Consider the following 14,989-nt stretch of genomic DNA (forward strand, 5'->3'; position numbering starts at 1 on the left):
TTCCCCCATGATGTTCTCGGTCATCCGCGTCCGTGCGATGGGGGCGACGGCGTTGATGGCGATGCCGTTGCGGGCACCTTCGATGGCGAGAACGTGCATCATGCCGATGAGGCCCATCTTGGCGGCGCCGTAGTTGGCTTGACCGAAGTTCCCGAAAAGTCCGGTGCCGGAAGTGGTCTGAACGATCCGTCCGTAATTCTGTGCCCGCATGATCGGCCACACGGCCCGCGTCACGTTGAATGCGCCGGCGAGGTGTACCGATATGACCGCATCAACCTGCTCGGCGGTCATGTTCTTGAAAGCCGCGTCGCGCAGAATCCCCGCGTTGTTCACCAGAATATCGACCCGGCCGAAGGCGTCCATCGCCGTTGCCACGATCGCGGCGCCGCCGTCCTCGGTGGCCACCGAGTCCCCGTTGGCGACCGCGGTGCCGCCCGCGGCTGTGATCTCGTCGACCACGGCCTGGGCCGCCGACGTCGACGCGCCGCTGCCGTCCACGGCGCTGCCCAGGTCGTTGACCACGACGCGGGCACCGCGCCGTGCGAGCTCGAGGGCGTGACAGCGGCCAAGGCCGCCACCGGCGCCGGTGACGATGGCCACCTGGTTATCGAAAGTCATTGACTGCATAGGTGAGAGGTTACATTTACTCAATCGAGAGCAGTAATTTGCATTGGAGGGGACATCCATGGGCGGCCCGACTGAACTGCTGCCGCATGCGCGTCGGCGCGCCGAGGCGCTGCGGCCCCGGTACCGCGCCGCCGGCCTGTGGACCGGGGAACCGTTCGACATGGTGCGCTCCGCAGCTGCCCGGCATCCCGGCCGTCCAGCGGTGGTGGACCGAGGCGCCGAACTCACCTACGGCGAGCTGGACGAGCGCATCGATTCGGCCGCCGTGGCCATGGCAGACGCCGGTGTCGTGCCGGGCAGCGCGATCGTCTTGGTGGTCGGCAACGACGTTGACTCGGTGGTCGCGATCCACGCGGCGTTGCGGGCGGATGCGATGGTGCTGCTCGTGCCGCGTAGTGCCGGGGCCAAACACGTCGCCGACATTCTCACCCGCACCCGGGCGCGGCTCGGCGCGGCGCCGAACTGGACGGCGGTCTCCGAGCCGGAATTATCCGGGCTGTGCCGTTGGATCGAACTCGGTGCCGGTGAGCGCTTGGCCAGCGATCCGCCGCGCCCGGCGCGGCCGGCCGACGAACCATCCTTCGTGCTCTACACCTCGGGTACGACGTCTCGGCCAAAGGGCGTGATCCACTCGCTCAGCACATTGGCCAAAGCGTCGGCGAACTACATTGCGGCGGCGGGCCTGGGTTCAGAAGACCGGATTTTTCTGATCAGCCCGCTGGCGTCGGTCACCGGTGTCTTGCAAGCGCTGTTCATCGGACCGATGCTCGCAATACCGGTGATTCTCGAGGACCGTTGGAACCCGTCGGCGACGTGCGACCTGCTGGTCACCTCGGGTGCGACGTGGTACGGCGGTCCGGACCGGCTGCTCGACCGGATACTCGATGAGGCCGTGGCGCGCGACGCCGTCGTCCCGCTGCGGGCGGTTTATCTCGGCGGCACGACGCTGGACCGGCGGATCGTCGAACGCGTCGAAGACGATTTCGGCATCGTCGTCATGCGTGCGTATGGGTCCTCGGAGGCACCGGTAAGCACCTCCGGTCTGCGGGGCGAGTCGCGGGCGGTGCGCCATGCCGACGACGGAGTGGCGCTCGACGATGTCGAAGTGCGCGTCGGATCCGCGGCCGAATCCGCCGAATGCTGCATCAGGGGGCCGCACACGTTCCTCGGATACACCGACGCCGAGGACGACAAGATGGCGTTCGACGGCGACTGGTTCCGCACCGGCGATGTGGCGGACATCGTCGGCGACCGGGTGCGGATCGTCGGCCGCATCAAGGACATCGTGATTCGCAACGGGCTGAAGATCCCGGCGGCCGAGGTGCAGGAGGCCGTTTCTCGGATCGCCGGGGTCCGCGAGTGTGCGGCCTATGCGGTCGCCGACGACACCACCGGAGAGCGGCTGGCCATGGCAATTGTGCTCGAACCCGACGTCGATATCACTCTGGCCGAGGTCGCCGTCGCTCTCGTATCCGAGGGGATGCCGAAATACAAACTGCCGGAAGAACTCGTGCTGTGGGACGAGCCGCTTCCAATCAACGCCAACGGCAAGATCGACCGCGCGAAGCTTGACGAAGGGTCGGTCGGGCGGCGCCGTTTGCTCGCCGACCGTCTCGCGACTGCGGGATAACGGGCAGCCGGCGAAGCTTAGGCGCGTGCCGGGCGGAATACCGGTACGACGAATCCGTCGCCGTCTTCGCGGAAGGCAACCATCAGATCCATGTCTGCGCGCAGGTCTTCGATGGCGCAATCCTCGACGACGGTCATCAGCCGTGGCCCCTCTTCGAGGTCCACCATTGCCAGTACGTACGGAACATGGGCGTCGAAGGGCGCGGCGTTCTGGTGGATGACGCTCCAGGTGTACAGCCGCGCGCGTCCGGTGGCCGGCGCCAATTCGACGTCCTCGCACCAACAGTGCGGGCAGAACGGCCGTGGGTACAACGAGGCCCGACCGCAGGACCGGCATCGGTTGACCGTCAATCTGCGGTCCTGCGCGGCCGCCCACCAGGCCTGTCCGTCGGTGTCGATCGTGGGCCGATCGGGTGCCGTCACTACTGCCTCCCGAGAATCATCGTGGCGCTGTGGGTGAAGAACCCGCCCATGGCGTGCACACAGGCCAACCGGGCCCCGCCGACCTGGCGCCGCCCGCATTCGCCTCGCAACTGCCGCACCGCCTCGACCATGAGGAACATCCCTCGCATACCGGGATGGCAGGAGGCCAGCCCGCCTCCGTCGGTGTTGGTCGGCAGCGCCCCGCCCGGGCGCAGCGCACCGGATTCGATGTACGGTCCCCCTTCGCCCTTGGCGCAAAAGCCCAGATCTTCGACGGTCAGCAGCACGGTGGACGTGAAGGAGTCGTAGAGCTGGCACACGTCGATGTCACCCGGGCCGACGCCCGCCTGCGCGAAGGCTCGCGGGCCCGAGCGGGCGGCGGCCGAGGTCGTGAAATCGGGCCATTGGCTCATGCTGACGTGGGATGTCGCGTCGGCCGACCCGAGAATCCAGATCGGCTCTTTCGCGCAATCCTTGGCCACCCGCTCGCTGGCCAGCACGACGGCGCCACCACCGTCGGTGCGCAGGCACACATGCTTGGAGGTGAACGGGTCGGCCAGCATCGGTGCGCTCGCCACGTCGGCCACTGTGATGCGGTCGCGCTCAAATGCGTTCTCGTTCATGGCCGCCCACTCGTGGGCGGCGACGGCGACTTCCGCCAGCTGGTCGACGGTCGTGCCGAATTCGATCATGTGTCGCCTGGCCGCCATGGCGTACTTGGCGATCAACGTCGCGCCGTACGGCGTCTCGTACTGCAGGACGCCTCCGGTGCCCATGGCGGCGGCGGACGGTCGCACCCGGCGCCTGACGTCCGAGCGCGCGGTCGATCCGTACGTCAACAAGGCGACCTCGATCTGCCCTGCCGCGATCGCTGCCGCGGCGTGACCGGCCATGACTTCCCACGAGGATCCTCCGACGTTGGTCGCGTCGACCCAGTCGGGGCGCAGACCGAGGTACTCGCCGACCTCGACCGGCGGAAGCAACGTCCCATGAGCACCGAAACCGTCGACGTCGTCCTTCGTCAGGCCCGCATCGACGACCGCGCGCCGCGAGGACTGCGCCATCAGCGCCATGGCGGTCTTATCGGGAACTCGACCGCAGTCGGAAAGGGCTGCGCCCACGATAGCGACGCGATTCGGCGGCATAGCTCATGGTTATCACACCGCCGCCCGCTCGATAACGACAGTTCGCAGAAAGATGGAAACCGCATTCTCGGTCGGCTACCGTGAGCCTATGACGACGGCGCTGCGGGACGCCTTGCGAGGACACCCCCTGGTGCTGTGCCTGGCTCTGCTCAACTCACGCACCCCTGATGTTCCCGCGGTTGCGGCGGCCTGCGGGTACGACGCCGTTTATGTCGATCTCGAACACACATCCACGTCATTGGAAACCGCACAGATGCTCTGCATGAGCGCGCTCGGGGCGGGGATATCCGGTCTGGTGCGGGTGCCGTCGCACGACGCCAGCGTCATTGCCCGTGTGCTGGATGGCGGGGCAGTGGGAGTGATTGTCCCGCATGTGAATTCGAAGAGCGAGGCGGAGGCGGTGGTTCACGCCGCGCGGTTTCCCCCGCTCGGCCATCGATCGATATCGGGTCCCAACGCTGTCAGCGGATTCGGGCAGCGTCCGGCGACACAATTGGTCGAGGTGCTCGAACGGCGCACCGTCGTGGCCGTGATGATCGAGACTCCGCAGGCGGTCGAAGCTTGCGAGTCCATCGCGTCGGTGGAAGGCGTCGACATGATCCTCGTCGGGCCGAGCGATCTGACCGCTGAAATGGGCATCCACGGGCAGTATGAGAATCCCCATTTCCAGCGTGCGGTAGAATCGGTCGCGGCGGCTTGCCGAAGTCACGGCGTGGCGCTCGGGATGGCCGGAATAAAGTCCCTCGAACTGCTCAGTCGTTTCGTGGGGATGGGTTTGCGGTTCATCTCGGCGGGGACCGACATTGGGATGATGACGGAGGCGGCCACCACGCGCGCGCAAGCGCTCCGCGGGCTGAGCGAGTCACCGCGCGAACCGATTTGCACGAACGACGACCAATAGCCGCAGTGAGCCAACCCATTCAGGAGGACCGGATGCCGACAGCCATCTATACCGAACCCGTCACCGACACGATGGCGTGGACCGGGGCCGACTTCAAGAGCAAGGAGGACTTCGCGTTCGACTTATCGGCCCGCAACGTAGCGGCTTTGGAATCGATCCTGGCCAAGACGGCGAACAAGGACCGAGACGACATCACGCCCGAGGACGCACGGCACCCGGATCTCGACGACGATCTGGCCCGGCTCTACCGGGAACTAATGTTCGGCAAAGGCTTGGCCTGCGTGCGCGGCTTTCCGGTCGAACAGCACTCGATCGAGGAACTCGAACGAATTTACTGGGCGTTCTGCACGCACCTCGGGTATCTCGTGTCGAACAACTCCTTCGGTCACCGGATGGTGCGCGTGCAGGAGGAGATCCTGCCGGGTGGCGTACAACCAGCCCGGGGCACCAAATCCCGGGCTGAACTGGCGATGCACAACGACGCCGCCGACATCCTGTCGCTGCTGTGTGTGTATCCCGCGGCGCAGGGTGGGGAGAGCCAGTTCGCCAGCGGGCCTGCTGCGCACAACCGGGTTCTGGCGGAACGGCCGGATCTGCTCGAAGTGCTCTACCGGGGGTTCCCGCATCATCGCCGCAGCGAGCAGCCCGACGACCAACCCGACGTGACGCCCTATGACGTGCCCGTCTTCTCCCAAATCGACGGACGAATCTGCATCAACTTCACCTACAGCAGCATCCTGCCCGCGATGCACGCCCTGGGCCGTGAGTTCACGCCACAAGAGGTCGAGGCGGTGGATCTACTGCGCAACATCCTGGTCGAGCAGCAAGTCGAATTCCGACTGGAATCCGGCGAGGCCGCGGTGGCCAACAACTTCGCGATGTGCCATTCGCGGTCCGACTTCGTCAGCAGCAATGATCCGAAGAAGGCGCGCTGCTTCCTGCGGGCGTGGATGGAAGTGCCGCGCGAAGACCGCCGACTGCCGATCGGCCGTGAGTACTTCCACATGGAGAACAAGGACCTGCGCCTCGGATACGACGTAGTCGAGGGCCGCGACGGCGCCATCGCCCGCAACGACTACAAGAACGTCAACACCGAACTGGCCGAAATGTTCAAGGCGGCGCAGGCGAAACCCAAAGTCAAGAACACGTGAGCGTTCGTCCGCGTCTGGTTTACGAGCGGTGGACGGATCCCGTGGCCGGCGAGATCCTCGAAAATGCCGACGTCGACCTGGTCAAGCTCGACTTGACCGCGGCCGACACGGACAGCTGGGCCATCTTGGAATCCGCACACGGATACCAGGTCGCCACCCGCACGGACGTGGCCGGCTACGCCGGCGGTGCGCAGTGGCTGGCCGGGCCGGATTTGCTGCGACGGTGTCACAAGCTTCTCGCCGTGTGCTCGGCGGGCGCGGGGTACGACGTCATCGACGTGGACGCGTGCACACGCGCCGGAATCGCGGTGTGCAACAACTCCGGGCCGGGCGCGGAGGCGGTCGCCGAGCACGCGCTGGGCTTCATGCTCGACCTGGCCAAGAAGATCACCGCGGGAGACCGGATGCTGCGAGCCGGTTCCCTCAGCGATCGAATGGTCCTGCGGGGCAATCAGTTGATGGGCAAGACGCTGGGTGTCATCGGGCTCGGGGCGATCGGTGGGCGCCTGGTTGAACTGTGCGCGCCGTTCGATATGGAGGTCCTCGTTTTCGACCCTTACCTCGACGAGGCGAGCGCGCGAGCACGCGGGGTGCGAGCCGTTGCGCTTGCCGAACTGCTCGAGCGCTCGGACTTCGTCCAGGTGACCTGTCCGTTGACCAGTGAGACCGAGGGATTGATCGGCAGTCGGCAGTTCGCGGCGATGAAGCCGACAGCGTTCTTCATCACCACAGCGCGCGGACCCGTCCATGACGAAACCGCGCTCCTCGAAGCGCTCCGCACCGGAGGAATCGCCGGGGCGGGGTTGGATGTGTTCCATGAGGAACCACCGCGCCAGGAAAATCCGTTGCTGCAGCTTGCCAATGTGGTGGCCACGCCCCACACCGCGGGTATCACGGTCGAGGCCACGCGCGATATCGCCGTTGCCACGGCTACGCAGTGGCAGACGATCTTCGGCGGCGGTGTGCCACCACGGCTACTGAATCCCGATGTCTGGCCCCGCTTCTGCGACCGATTTCAAGACGCATTCGGATTTCGTCCCAGCGCCACAAGCGTTTTGGAGAGCGGGGGTCGGATCAGATGAGTGAGTACAAAACGATCGACGTCGAGGTGCGGGATCACACCGCTTGCGTGACCCTCAACCGCCCCGAGGTCCTCAACGCGATCAACGACGAGATGATCGCCGAACTGTCGATCGCATACTCGGAAATCGAACGTTCCCAACAGATCTGGACGGTCATCATTACGGGCGCCGGACGCGCCCTGTGCGTAGGCGCGGACGTCAACAAGGCGGCCGACCACGACATGGACAACGCGGCCGGAATCGACAACCAGGGCGAGCCCATCCTCAGCTCGATGCGCCAGTGGGACGCGCCCCAAGAGGCTACGCCGCCGTGGCTGCAGATGACCAAGCCGATCATCTGCGCCGTCAACGGCATCGCCTGCGGAGCGGGACTGGATCTCGTGACGACCGCGGACATCACCGTCGCGTCGGAGCACGCGACGTTGATGGATCCGCATGTCAGCATCGGCGTGACGTCCGGGCGCGAAGGGGTGCGGCTTGCCCGGATTCTGCCGCTGCCCGTCGCGATGCGGTTGATCTTGATGGGCAAGCACGAACGACTCGACGCCCAACGGGCCTACGACCTGGGTATCTTCACCGAGGTGGTGGCGCACGACTCATTGGTGGACCGGGCGTGGGAGATCGCCGGAATCGTCAATTCAAATGCGCCACTGGCGGTACGAGGTTCGCGGATGGCCGTGCGCAAGGGTCTCACGCTGCCCATCTATGAGGCCGAACTGCTCGCCGAGAACTATCGGATGAAAGTCGCGCTGACCAAGGACGCCGTCGAGGGGCCGCGAGCCTTCCTCGAAAAGCGCAAACCCGAGTGGAAGGCGTTGTAGTACCCGCGACCCGAAATCCCCGGAGCCAGTTGTTCACACCATGCCGAAGAACGTTTTGGCGTTGGTGGACAACACCTTCCGCTTTGTCTCCTCGTCCAGGCCCTCCGTCGCCTTATTGGCGACCTCCAGGCTCCTCGGCCAGTTGGTGTCGTTGTGCGGGTAGTCGGTCTCGAACATCAGCTGGTCGGGGCCGACGAGATCGAGGATGCGGAAGGCGACCGGGTCGCCGAAGGTGGAGAAGTAGACGCGCCCCGGCACCTGATTGCTGGGCGGTTCGGTCAACAGGGGATGAATGCCGCCCCAGGCCCGACGGTCCTCCCAGACCTCGTCGACACGCTGCAGGTAGTAGGGAATCCAGCCGGCCTGCGCCTCGGCGAATGCGATCTTGAGGTCCGGAAATTGAACGAGCTTGGCGGAGAACAGCCAGTCGACCAACGCGATCGTGCAGTTGACCGCCATGAGCGCGCTGGTAACCACGTGCGGAGAGTCGGGCGAGGACTTGGTGAGTGAGGAACTCGACCCGATGTGCAACATGATGCCCACTTGGTTGCGCTCACAGGACGCGAAGAAGGGGTCCCAGTAGCCGCTGTGGATGGAGGGCAGGTCGAGACGGCTGGGTAGCTCGGAGAAGCACACCGCGCGCATTCCCTTGGCGGCAACCCGTTCGACCTCCTTGGCGGCGAGTTCGACGTCCCACAGCGGAATGATCCCCAGCGGGATCAGCCGCCCGTTCGAGCTACCCCCCCATTCGTCGATCTGAAAGTCGTTGTAGGCCTCGACGCAAAGTCTGGCGAGTTCCTTGTCCTTGCCGTAGAGAAAACGTTGGCCGCAGAAGCGGACCAGCGTGTTGGGGAAGCAGGCCGAGGCCTCGATGCCTGCGATGTCCATGTCCGCGAGCCGGTCCGCCGGGCGAAAGCAGCCCGGACGCATCTCGTCGTAGGTGATCGGGTCGGTGCTGAGCTCGTCGAGGTCGTAGCCGGCGGCGGCACTGATGAGGGGGATCGGGATGACCGCATCCTCGTAGTGCCAGATATCCGCGTCACGGCCGTCGGGATCCTCGACGAATGCGACATCGGACGTGACGCTCGGGTCCATGCGCCCCTTGGTGCGAACGATTCGCGGCCCGATGTCGCGGTAGCGCTCCGGCAGCCTGCTTGTCCACAGATCGGCCGGTTCCACCAGGTGGTCATCCGGCGAGACGATCAGAATGTCTGCACTCAACGCTGCACTCCTTCGACGGCCCGCGGCTTCAATTCGCGGCGCACTGATTCGTAGAGAGAATGACCGTTTCCACGGTACCGCATGCGATTCGATCCGAGGTACGCGGGGACGCTTGGCTGGCCAGGAACACCCCGCGGTGTCGCGCGCCTGGTAGGGCGCCATCGCGGCCGTGCCCGGAAAGCCTTCTCCGGCAGGGCGGCACGCGCGTCGACAAAACCCGACGGAGGATGGAAACCGTCAATCACGCAAAGCGGCAATCAACATACCCGGGTAGGTAGGACGCACATTTTCGCGTGCGGGCGAGTATTCTTGTTCGCACTATGCCTACGAAGAAGCCCGCCGGCCGCCCGATCGAAACCGGCTTGGAACTTGTTGACAACGACGTCGAGGTGCCCGGCACCTGGCAGCAACGCACGATCGAGCGGCGCCTGAGCACCGCGCGGGCGCGCGCCCTCGCCCGCAGTTCGCGGTTTCTGGCCACCGCCCTGGAGTTGGTGGAGGAGTCCGGTAAGGCCGACTTCACGATCCAGACGCTCATCGACCGGTCGAACCTGAGCTTGCGAGCGTTCTACCAACACTTCGCGGGCAAGGAAGAACTTCTGTTGGCGCTCTACGAGAACGTCACCAGTCAATTCACGGAGGACATCCGGCAGGAGGTCGCCGCGGCCGACGGCCCGATGGAGCAACTCGAGGCGTTCTGCAGGGGCGTCCTGTCCCGCGCGGAATCTTCGGAAGCGGTCGGTGGCCGGGTCATGACGATCTACAACCTCAGCCTGGAGATCGAGCGGCCGGATGACTTTGCCAAGGTGTGGGAACCCCACCAGAAGCTGCTGACGAAGATCATCACGTCGTGCGCCCGGGCCGGGCTGGTGCGCACGGACATGACCCCCGCCCAGCTGACCACGCTGCTGAACACCACCCTCACCGCGCTCGCGCAGATTGGCGTCTTCCACCTGGGTGGCGGCAAGGACCCCAAGCTGACGGAGGACCAGTTGTGGGCATGGTGCAAACAGGCCGTCACGCCGCCCGTCGACGGCGCCAAGGCCCGGCCCGCACGCAAGGCGGCGCCGCGCACCACCGCGGCGCGCCGGGGCAAAAAGTTAACGGGGTAGGCCGAGACCTCGCTGCGCGATGATCGTTCGCTGAATCTCGCTGGTGCCCGCGTAGATCGTGGTGCCCAGCGAGAACCGTAGGGAGTGTTCGAACCGCCCATGCTCTGGGGCGGTCGGCTCGAGATAGCTGCGCAAGCCGTCGGCGCCGACCAATTCGACCACATCTTGGCTGGCGCGTTCGAGCGCCTCGGTGCTGAACAGCTTGGACATCGGGCCCTCGGCCACCGGTATCTCGCCCTGTTCGTGCATCCATACGCATCGTCGCTGCAGCAGCATCGACACCTCGGTCTCCATGGCGACTCGGGCGAGCCGGCGCCGGACGTCGGACTTGGCGATGGGCGGTGCGCCATCATCGGATCGGGTGCTGGTGGCCCAGTGTTCGGCATGATCCAGCAGTCGGATCAGGTGCGGGCCCCACCCCGATGCGTGCTCGTAGCGCAGCGAAAGCCCCAGCACCTCCCAGCCAGCGTCGACTTCGCCGATCCGCCACTCGTCCCCGACGCGGACGTCGCTGTAGAACGTGATGTTGGTCCGTTCTCCGGAGAGAGTCCAGACCGCCTGTGCCTCAAAGCCATCCGAGGCGCAAGGCACGAGAAACATTGTCAGACCTTGGTGCTTGGGCTTGTCGGGGCTCGTGCGTGCGAGCAGGAATATGAAGTCGGCGATGTGACCGTTGGTGGTGAACATCTTTGAGCCGTTGATCACCCAATCCGCATCTTCGCCAGATCCGTCGCGGACCGCCTTGGTGGCGGCCGCCGCGACATCCGACCCGCATTCGGGCTCGGTGAAGCCCAGCGCGATGGTGATGTCGCCGTTGAGGGCCCCGGCCAGAATGCGATCCTTCAACTCGGGAGTGCCGATCTCGCGGATGATCGAGGCCACCATCCGCGTAGTTTCGGAAAGATATACCGGCGCGTCACAACGCATGAGCTCCTCTTTGAGGATCTGCTCGTCCCATGCATCGCGGTTCTGTCCGCCGAACTCGACGGGCCAGCCCGGGGCGAAATACCCCTTGTCGACGAGACCTTTGGCGAACTCGTCGTCGTGGGCGACGCCGCTGCGGTAGATGCGCTCCTCGAACTCGGGGCTCAACACGTTTTGAAGGTGGTTGCGGACGCCGTCGCGGAAGCTTGCCGTGTCGGCATCGAGGTGAAAATGCATATGCATGGGCCAATCTGTCGTCGCACGCAGTCAAGGACGGTGCGTGTGATAATGCTAATCTCAAATCTGAGAGTAACCATATCCGCTTGTGTGAGGGACGTACGGTCGTGGACCTGAGCTTGACGAGTGAACAGCGGCAGCTGGTCGATTCGTTCGCCGCGCTGTTCACCCGTGAGTCGACCTCCGAGCGCATCCGGGCGGCCGAGCCGTCGGGCTTCGACGCCAAACTGTGGAAGGCGCTGCTTGAGACGGGTGCGGTTGAGATGGCAGTCGGTGAGGCCGCTGGAGGATGGGGTGCCTCGGAACTGGAACTCGCGCTGATCGCCGAACAATACGGCCGGGCACTCGCATCCGCGCCCCTCATCGAAGCGCAAGTCGCCGCCCGCGCGCTGGCTGAGGCCGGCCATACCGGCGCCGGGCTGCTGAGCGAGGTCCTCGCGGGCGAGCGACTGGCCACACTCGCGCCCCGTCCCGCACGCGATGGGCGGTTGGAACTGGTCCCGGCAGGGGCGGTGGCAGACTACGTCATCGCCCTCTCGGAGGAACGGTTGCTGGCGGTGCCGGTCGGGGATAACCGGAAAGCGGTGGGAAACCTCGCGTCAATGCCCCTGGCTGACATCACGATTGGCTCAAACGCCGTTGTGCTCGCCGACAGGTCCGCGGCGCGCGAGCTGTTCTCACGGGCGCTCGACCTGTGGCTGACCATGACCGCCGTCGCATTGGCGGGCGCTGCCAAGAGGGCCGTCGAGATCGGCGTCGAATACGCCAGACAACGCCACGCCTTCGGCACCGCAATCGGTTCCTTCCAAGCCGTATCTCACCCGCTGGCCGACAGCGCCACCGCCGCCGACGGGGCCAGGTTGCTCGGGCTCAAGGCGGCATGCGCCTTCGCCGACGAGCCCGATCGCGTTCGCGAACTGGCCGGCATGGCCTTCGCATTCGGGTACGAGACGGCGCGCGACGCGACGCGACGCAGCCTCCACATCCACGGCGGATACGGGTTCGGTATGGAGGGTGACATCCAGTTGTACTACCGCCGGGTCCGCGGCTGGGCAATGGTCATCGGCGATCCCGCGACCGCATTGGACCGCGTCGCCGATGCGCGTTACGGCGCGGTCGCGGGCTGAGCGGGGCCCCGGGGAGCAAGGATCGCGAAGCTCAACGTCGCCCGTGCCGCGAGCCGGTCTCGACCCACGTCGAATACGTCGACACCGACCACGATCATCCTCTTTCCCGCGCGGAGCAGCGTGGCACTCGCGCGCGCGGGGCCCTCGACAATCGGTGCCAGGAAATGGATGGACATGTCCGCGGTGCCCGCCCCGCTACCCTCACCCGCGTGCTTGACGGCGAGTCGCCCGCCGGCCACATCGATGAGCGTGGCGACCAACCCGCCCTGCAACGCGCCGCGGTAGTTCACCAGGTCCGGGCGGTTGTGCAGGTCGACGACGACCGACTCGTCGGTATCGACCACGTCGTAGAAGGGCAGCTGGCCGAACAGGTGACCGGGGATGGTCACCCCCATCGGTTGGGGCGCAGGCTGGCGGGACGACGTGGCGCTCACGCGTCGGACCGGACCTGGTCCTTGGCCGCCAGCACAACCGAGGGAGCGGTTCGCCAGTCCGGTACCCCCTGGGCCTCCCCGGCGGTCGGAACCTTGTCCTCGCGGATCTGCGCCCAGTGTGAGTGATTCAGTTGATGCAACGAGAAACACGACTGCAGCGCGTTGAAAAAGCCCATGTTGTCAACGGACTGGTTCACCGATTCCTTGATCAGCAACGCCGCCATCGTGGGGACCTGGGTGATGCGCCTTGCCAGCTCGAGTGTGCGCTCGGGGAGCTCTTCGCGCTTGAAGATCTTGCTCACCATCCCGATCCGGTAGGCCTCTTCGATTCCGATCGCGTCGCCGGTCAGCATGAGCTCTTTGGTGCGCCGCGGCCCGAACTCCCACGGATGGCCGAAGTACTCCATGCCGCACATGCCCAACCGCGTACCGACCACATCGGCGAAGCGCACCTCTTCGCTTCCGACGATCAGGTCACACGCCCAGATCAGCATCAGTCCCGCTGAGAACACATCCCCATGCACCTGTGCGATGGTGATCTTGCGGAGGTTTCGCCACCGAAGGTTGTTCTGAAAGAAGTAGTGCCATTCCTGCAGCATGGTTCTCTCGGCGCCGTCGCGGGTCCCGCCGTTGATCGTCACCGTGGGGTGCTGGCCCGGCCCCGGACTGAATTCCGCGCGCGCCTGCTTGGAACCGATATCGTGACCTGACGAGAACATCGGGCCCTCGCCGGCGAGGATGACCACGCGGACGTCGTCGTCGGCCTCCGCCCGCGCAAACGCGTCGTCGAGTTCGACCAGCATGCCGCGATTCTGGGCATTGCGCTGTTCGGGGCGATTCAGCGAAATGCGAATGATCATGCCGTCGTCGAAGGTCTCCCACTTCAAGAATTCGTAATCGTTCACCATTGGCCCTGCTTCCTCATCCCGTCCGGGAATGGTGTTATCTCTATATGAGAAGATATGTTCTCACGCGGTGGCCGAACTCGGCCGGAAGGGGTGCCCATGGCGGAGGGCCAACGCAGGCCGCGGGTGATTCTTTGGGGTCCGGGCCAGGTCGGTGTCGGCGCGCTGCGCGCCCTCATCGCGCACCCGGGTCTGGAGTTGGCCGCCGTGGTCGTCCACGCCGAAGCCAAGGACGGCAAGGATGCGGGTGACCTATGTGGAATGCCCGCGACCGGCGTCATCGCCACGCGGGATGTCGATGCCGCCCTGACGACGGACGCGGACGTGGTGGCCTATTTCGCTTCGGGCGACTATCGCTACCGCGAGGCGGCGCAGGACATAGCGCGCTGCCTGCGGTCGGGTAAGGATGTGGTGTGCACCTCACTGGTGCCGATGTGTTACCCACCCGCGGCGGACAGGGAAACCGTCGGCCTGCTCGAGGAGGCGTGCGCCGAAGGCGGCACCAGCTTCTTCAACAGCGGTGTCGACCCCGGGTGGGCCAACGACGTGATCGCGCTGACCATGACGGGCTTCAGCAGCTGCGTCGACGGCATCACCATGCTCGAAATTTTGGACTATGGGCCCATCAGACAACCCGACATCATGTTCGACTTCATGGGTTTTGGCTGCCCCCCCGACCACCCGGCGCCGCTGTTCGACACCGAGCGCCTGGCTGCGTTGTGGGCACCCATCGTGCATCTCGTTGCCGACGGTGTTGGCCTGCCGCTCGATCGCGTCGACACCACCATCGAGAAATGGTTGGCGACAACCCGATACGAGGTCGCATCGGGATGGATCGAGCCTGGCACCGTGGGAGGCATGCGATTCAAGCTGGCCGGAATGGTGGGCGGCGAAGAGCGCGTCACGCTCGAACACGTCACCCGCATGGGAGAGGAAGCGGCGCCGGACTGGCCGCGGCACCCGTCACCCCACGGGGGTTACCGGGTCATCATCGACGGCATGCCGACCTACACCGTCGACATCGAGATGCATGGCCGCGGAAATAACATGCGCGGCCTGACCTACGCGACCGTCATGCGCGAGCTGAACGCCATCCCCGCCGTGATGGCCGCGCCGCCCGGGTTGCTGTCGACCCTCGACCTGCCTCTGGTGACCGGCCCGGCCCGCGGCGGAACCTGGCGGGGCGTGCTGCCCGCGAAGGGGAAGCCGTGAGCGAACAGCGCATCGCCCGGACGTCGGCCGACGTGTGG

15 protein-coding genes are annotated in these 14,989 nt (G+C 65.6%); 8 read left to right on the forward strand and 7 right to left on the reverse strand.

Annotated features, from left to right (window positions below):
- Positions 1-627 (reverse strand): SDR family NAD(P)-dependent oxidoreductase (locus A9X05_RS06200; RefSeq protein WP_067780009.1); only part of this gene is annotated, 627 nt, incomplete at its 3' end.
- A 109-nt stretch (positions 628-736) separates the two neighbouring features.
- On the opposite strand from A9X05_RS06200, the gene A9X05_RS06205 reads away from it, so the two are divergent.
- Positions 737-2,257, forward strand: coding sequence for a class I adenylate-forming enzyme family protein (locus A9X05_RS06205; RefSeq protein ID WP_082950476.1), 1,521 nt, complete (start codon positions 737-739; stop codon positions 2,255-2,257).
- A gap of 17 nt (positions 2,258-2,274) precedes the next feature.
- Here A9X05_RS06205 and A9X05_RS06210 read toward each other — a convergent pair whose 3' ends face one another.
- The gene (locus A9X05_RS06210) at positions 2,275-2,679 is read right to left on the reverse strand and encodes a Zn-ribbon domain-containing OB-fold protein (RefSeq protein ID WP_067748340.1); all 405 of its coding nucleotides are present in this window, start codon (positions 2,677-2,679) and stop codon (positions 2,275-2,277) included.
- Entirely contained in the window at positions 2,679-3,824 is a 1,146-nt protein-coding gene (locus A9X05_RS06215) for an acetyl-CoA acetyltransferase (RefSeq protein WP_067779971.1), read from the reverse strand. Before A9X05_RS06215 ends, A9X05_RS06210 begins: the two co-directional genes overlap by 1 nt.
- Before the next feature lie 52 nt (positions 3,825-3,876).
- Here A9X05_RS06215 and A9X05_RS06220 point away from each other — a divergent pair, with 52 nt between their 5' ends.
- Genes A9X05_RS06220 through A9X05_RS06235 form a run of 4 tightly spaced genes read left to right on the forward strand, consistent with a single transcriptional unit; the run spans position 3,877 to position 7,779 of the window.
- On the forward strand, positions 3,877-4,725 hold the full coding sequence (locus A9X05_RS06220) for an HpcH/HpaI aldolase/citrate lyase family protein (protein WP_067779974.1): 849 nt from the start codon (positions 3,877-3,879) through the stop codon (positions 4,723-4,725).
- Positions 4,726-4,757: 32 nt separating this feature from the next.
- A complete protein-coding gene (locus tag A9X05_RS06225; protein WP_067780011.1) occupies positions 4,758-5,876 on the forward strand; it encodes a TauD/TfdA family dioxygenase in 1,119 nt (372 codons plus the stop codon).
- The gene (locus A9X05_RS06230; protein WP_067779977.1) at positions 5,873-6,958 is read left to right on the forward strand and encodes a hydroxyacid dehydrogenase; all 1,086 of its coding nucleotides are present in this window, start codon (positions 5,873-5,875) and stop codon (positions 6,956-6,958) included. The genes A9X05_RS06225 and A9X05_RS06230 overlap by 4 nt, the downstream gene beginning before the upstream one ends.
- Entirely contained in the window at positions 6,955-7,779 is an 825-nt protein-coding gene (locus A9X05_RS06235) for an enoyl-CoA hydratase/isomerase family protein (protein WP_067779979.1), read from the forward strand. The genes A9X05_RS06230 and A9X05_RS06235 overlap by 4 nt, the downstream gene beginning before the upstream one ends.
- A gap of 33 nt (positions 7,780-7,812) precedes the next feature.
- On the opposite strand, the gene A9X05_RS06240 is transcribed toward A9X05_RS06235, so the two are convergent.
- Positions 7,813-9,000 carry an amidohydrolase family protein gene (locus A9X05_RS06240; protein WP_067748350.1) on the reverse strand — a complete coding sequence of 396 codons (1,188 nt, stop codon included), beginning with the start codon at positions 8,998-9,000 and terminating at the stop codon, positions 7,813-7,815.
- Positions 9,001-9,320: 320 nt separating this feature from the next.
- Here A9X05_RS06240 and A9X05_RS06245 point away from each other — a divergent pair, with 320 nt between their 5' ends.
- Positions 9,321-10,112, forward strand: a complete 792-nt coding sequence (locus A9X05_RS06245; RefSeq protein ID WP_067748352.1) for a TetR/AcrR family transcriptional regulator — start codon at positions 9,321-9,323, stop codon at positions 10,110-10,112.
- On the opposite strand, the gene A9X05_RS06250 is transcribed toward A9X05_RS06245, so the two are convergent.
- Positions 10,101-11,273, reverse strand: a complete 1,173-nt coding sequence (locus A9X05_RS06250) for an acyl-CoA dehydrogenase family protein (RefSeq protein ID WP_067748354.1) — start codon at positions 11,271-11,273, stop codon at positions 10,101-10,103. The two genes, A9X05_RS06245 and A9X05_RS06250, sit on opposite strands and share 12 nt — an antisense overlap.
- A 107-nt stretch (positions 11,274-11,380) precedes the next feature.
- On the opposite strand from A9X05_RS06250, the gene A9X05_RS06255 reads away from it, so the two are divergent.
- Positions 11,381-12,400 (forward strand): acyl-CoA dehydrogenase family protein, encoded by a 1,020-nt coding sequence (locus A9X05_RS06255; RefSeq protein ID WP_067748356.1) that lies wholly within the window; start codon positions 11,381-11,383, stop codon positions 12,398-12,400.
- Here the strand turns inward: A9X05_RS06255 and A9X05_RS06260 are convergent.
- Positions 12,379-12,795, reverse strand: a complete 417-nt coding sequence (locus A9X05_RS06260) for a PaaI family thioesterase (RefSeq protein WP_067779982.1) — start codon at positions 12,793-12,795, stop codon at positions 12,379-12,381. The genes A9X05_RS06255 and A9X05_RS06260 overlap by 22 nt on opposite strands.
- A 35-nt stretch (positions 12,796-12,830) precedes the next feature.
- Entirely contained in the window at positions 12,831-13,739 is a 909-nt protein-coding gene (locus tag A9X05_RS06265) for an enoyl-CoA hydratase (RefSeq protein ID WP_067780014.1), read from the reverse strand.
- Positions 13,740-13,865: 126 nt separating this feature from the next.
- On the opposite strand from A9X05_RS06265, the gene A9X05_RS06270 reads away from it, so the two are divergent.
- Complete coding sequence (locus tag A9X05_RS06270; protein WP_067780017.1) at positions 13,866-14,951, forward strand: dihydrodipicolinate reductase; 1,086 nt, start codon at positions 13,866-13,868, stop codon at positions 14,949-14,951.
- The last annotated feature ends 38 nt before the right edge of the window (positions 14,952-14,989 follow it).

The organism is Mycobacterium sp. E3298, assembly GCF_001666895.1.
Taxonomy (GTDB): domain Bacteria; phylum Actinomycetota; class Actinomycetes; order Mycobacteriales; family Mycobacteriaceae; genus Mycobacterium.

Coding starts and splice junctions, on each gene's coding strand:
- A9X05_RS06215 (WP_067779971.1), bottom strand. CDS start 3,824: ATGCCGCCGAATCGCGTCGCTATCGTGGGCGCAGCCCTTTCCGACTGC.
- A9X05_RS06220 (WP_067779974.1), top strand. CDS start 3,877: ATGGAAACCGCATTCTCGGTCGGCTACCGTGAGCCTATGACGACGGCG.
- A9X05_RS06225 (WP_067780011.1), top strand. CDS start 4,758: ATGCCGACAGCCATCTATACCGAACCCGTCACCGACACGATGGCGTGG.
- A9X05_RS06235 (WP_067779979.1), top strand. CDS start 6,955: ATGAGTGAGTACAAAACGATCGACGTCGAGGTGCGGGATCACACCGCT.
- A9X05_RS06245 (WP_067748352.1), top strand. CDS start 9,321: ATGCCTACGAAGAAGCCCGCCGGCCGCCCGATCGAAACCGGCTTGGAA.
- A9X05_RS06250 (WP_067748354.1), bottom strand. CDS start 11,273: ATGCATTTTCACCTCGATGCCGACACGGCAAGCTTCCGCGACGGCGTC.
- A9X05_RS06260 (WP_067779982.1), bottom strand. CDS start 12,795: ATGGGGGTGACCATCCCCGGTCACCTGTTCGGCCAGCTGCCCTTCTAC.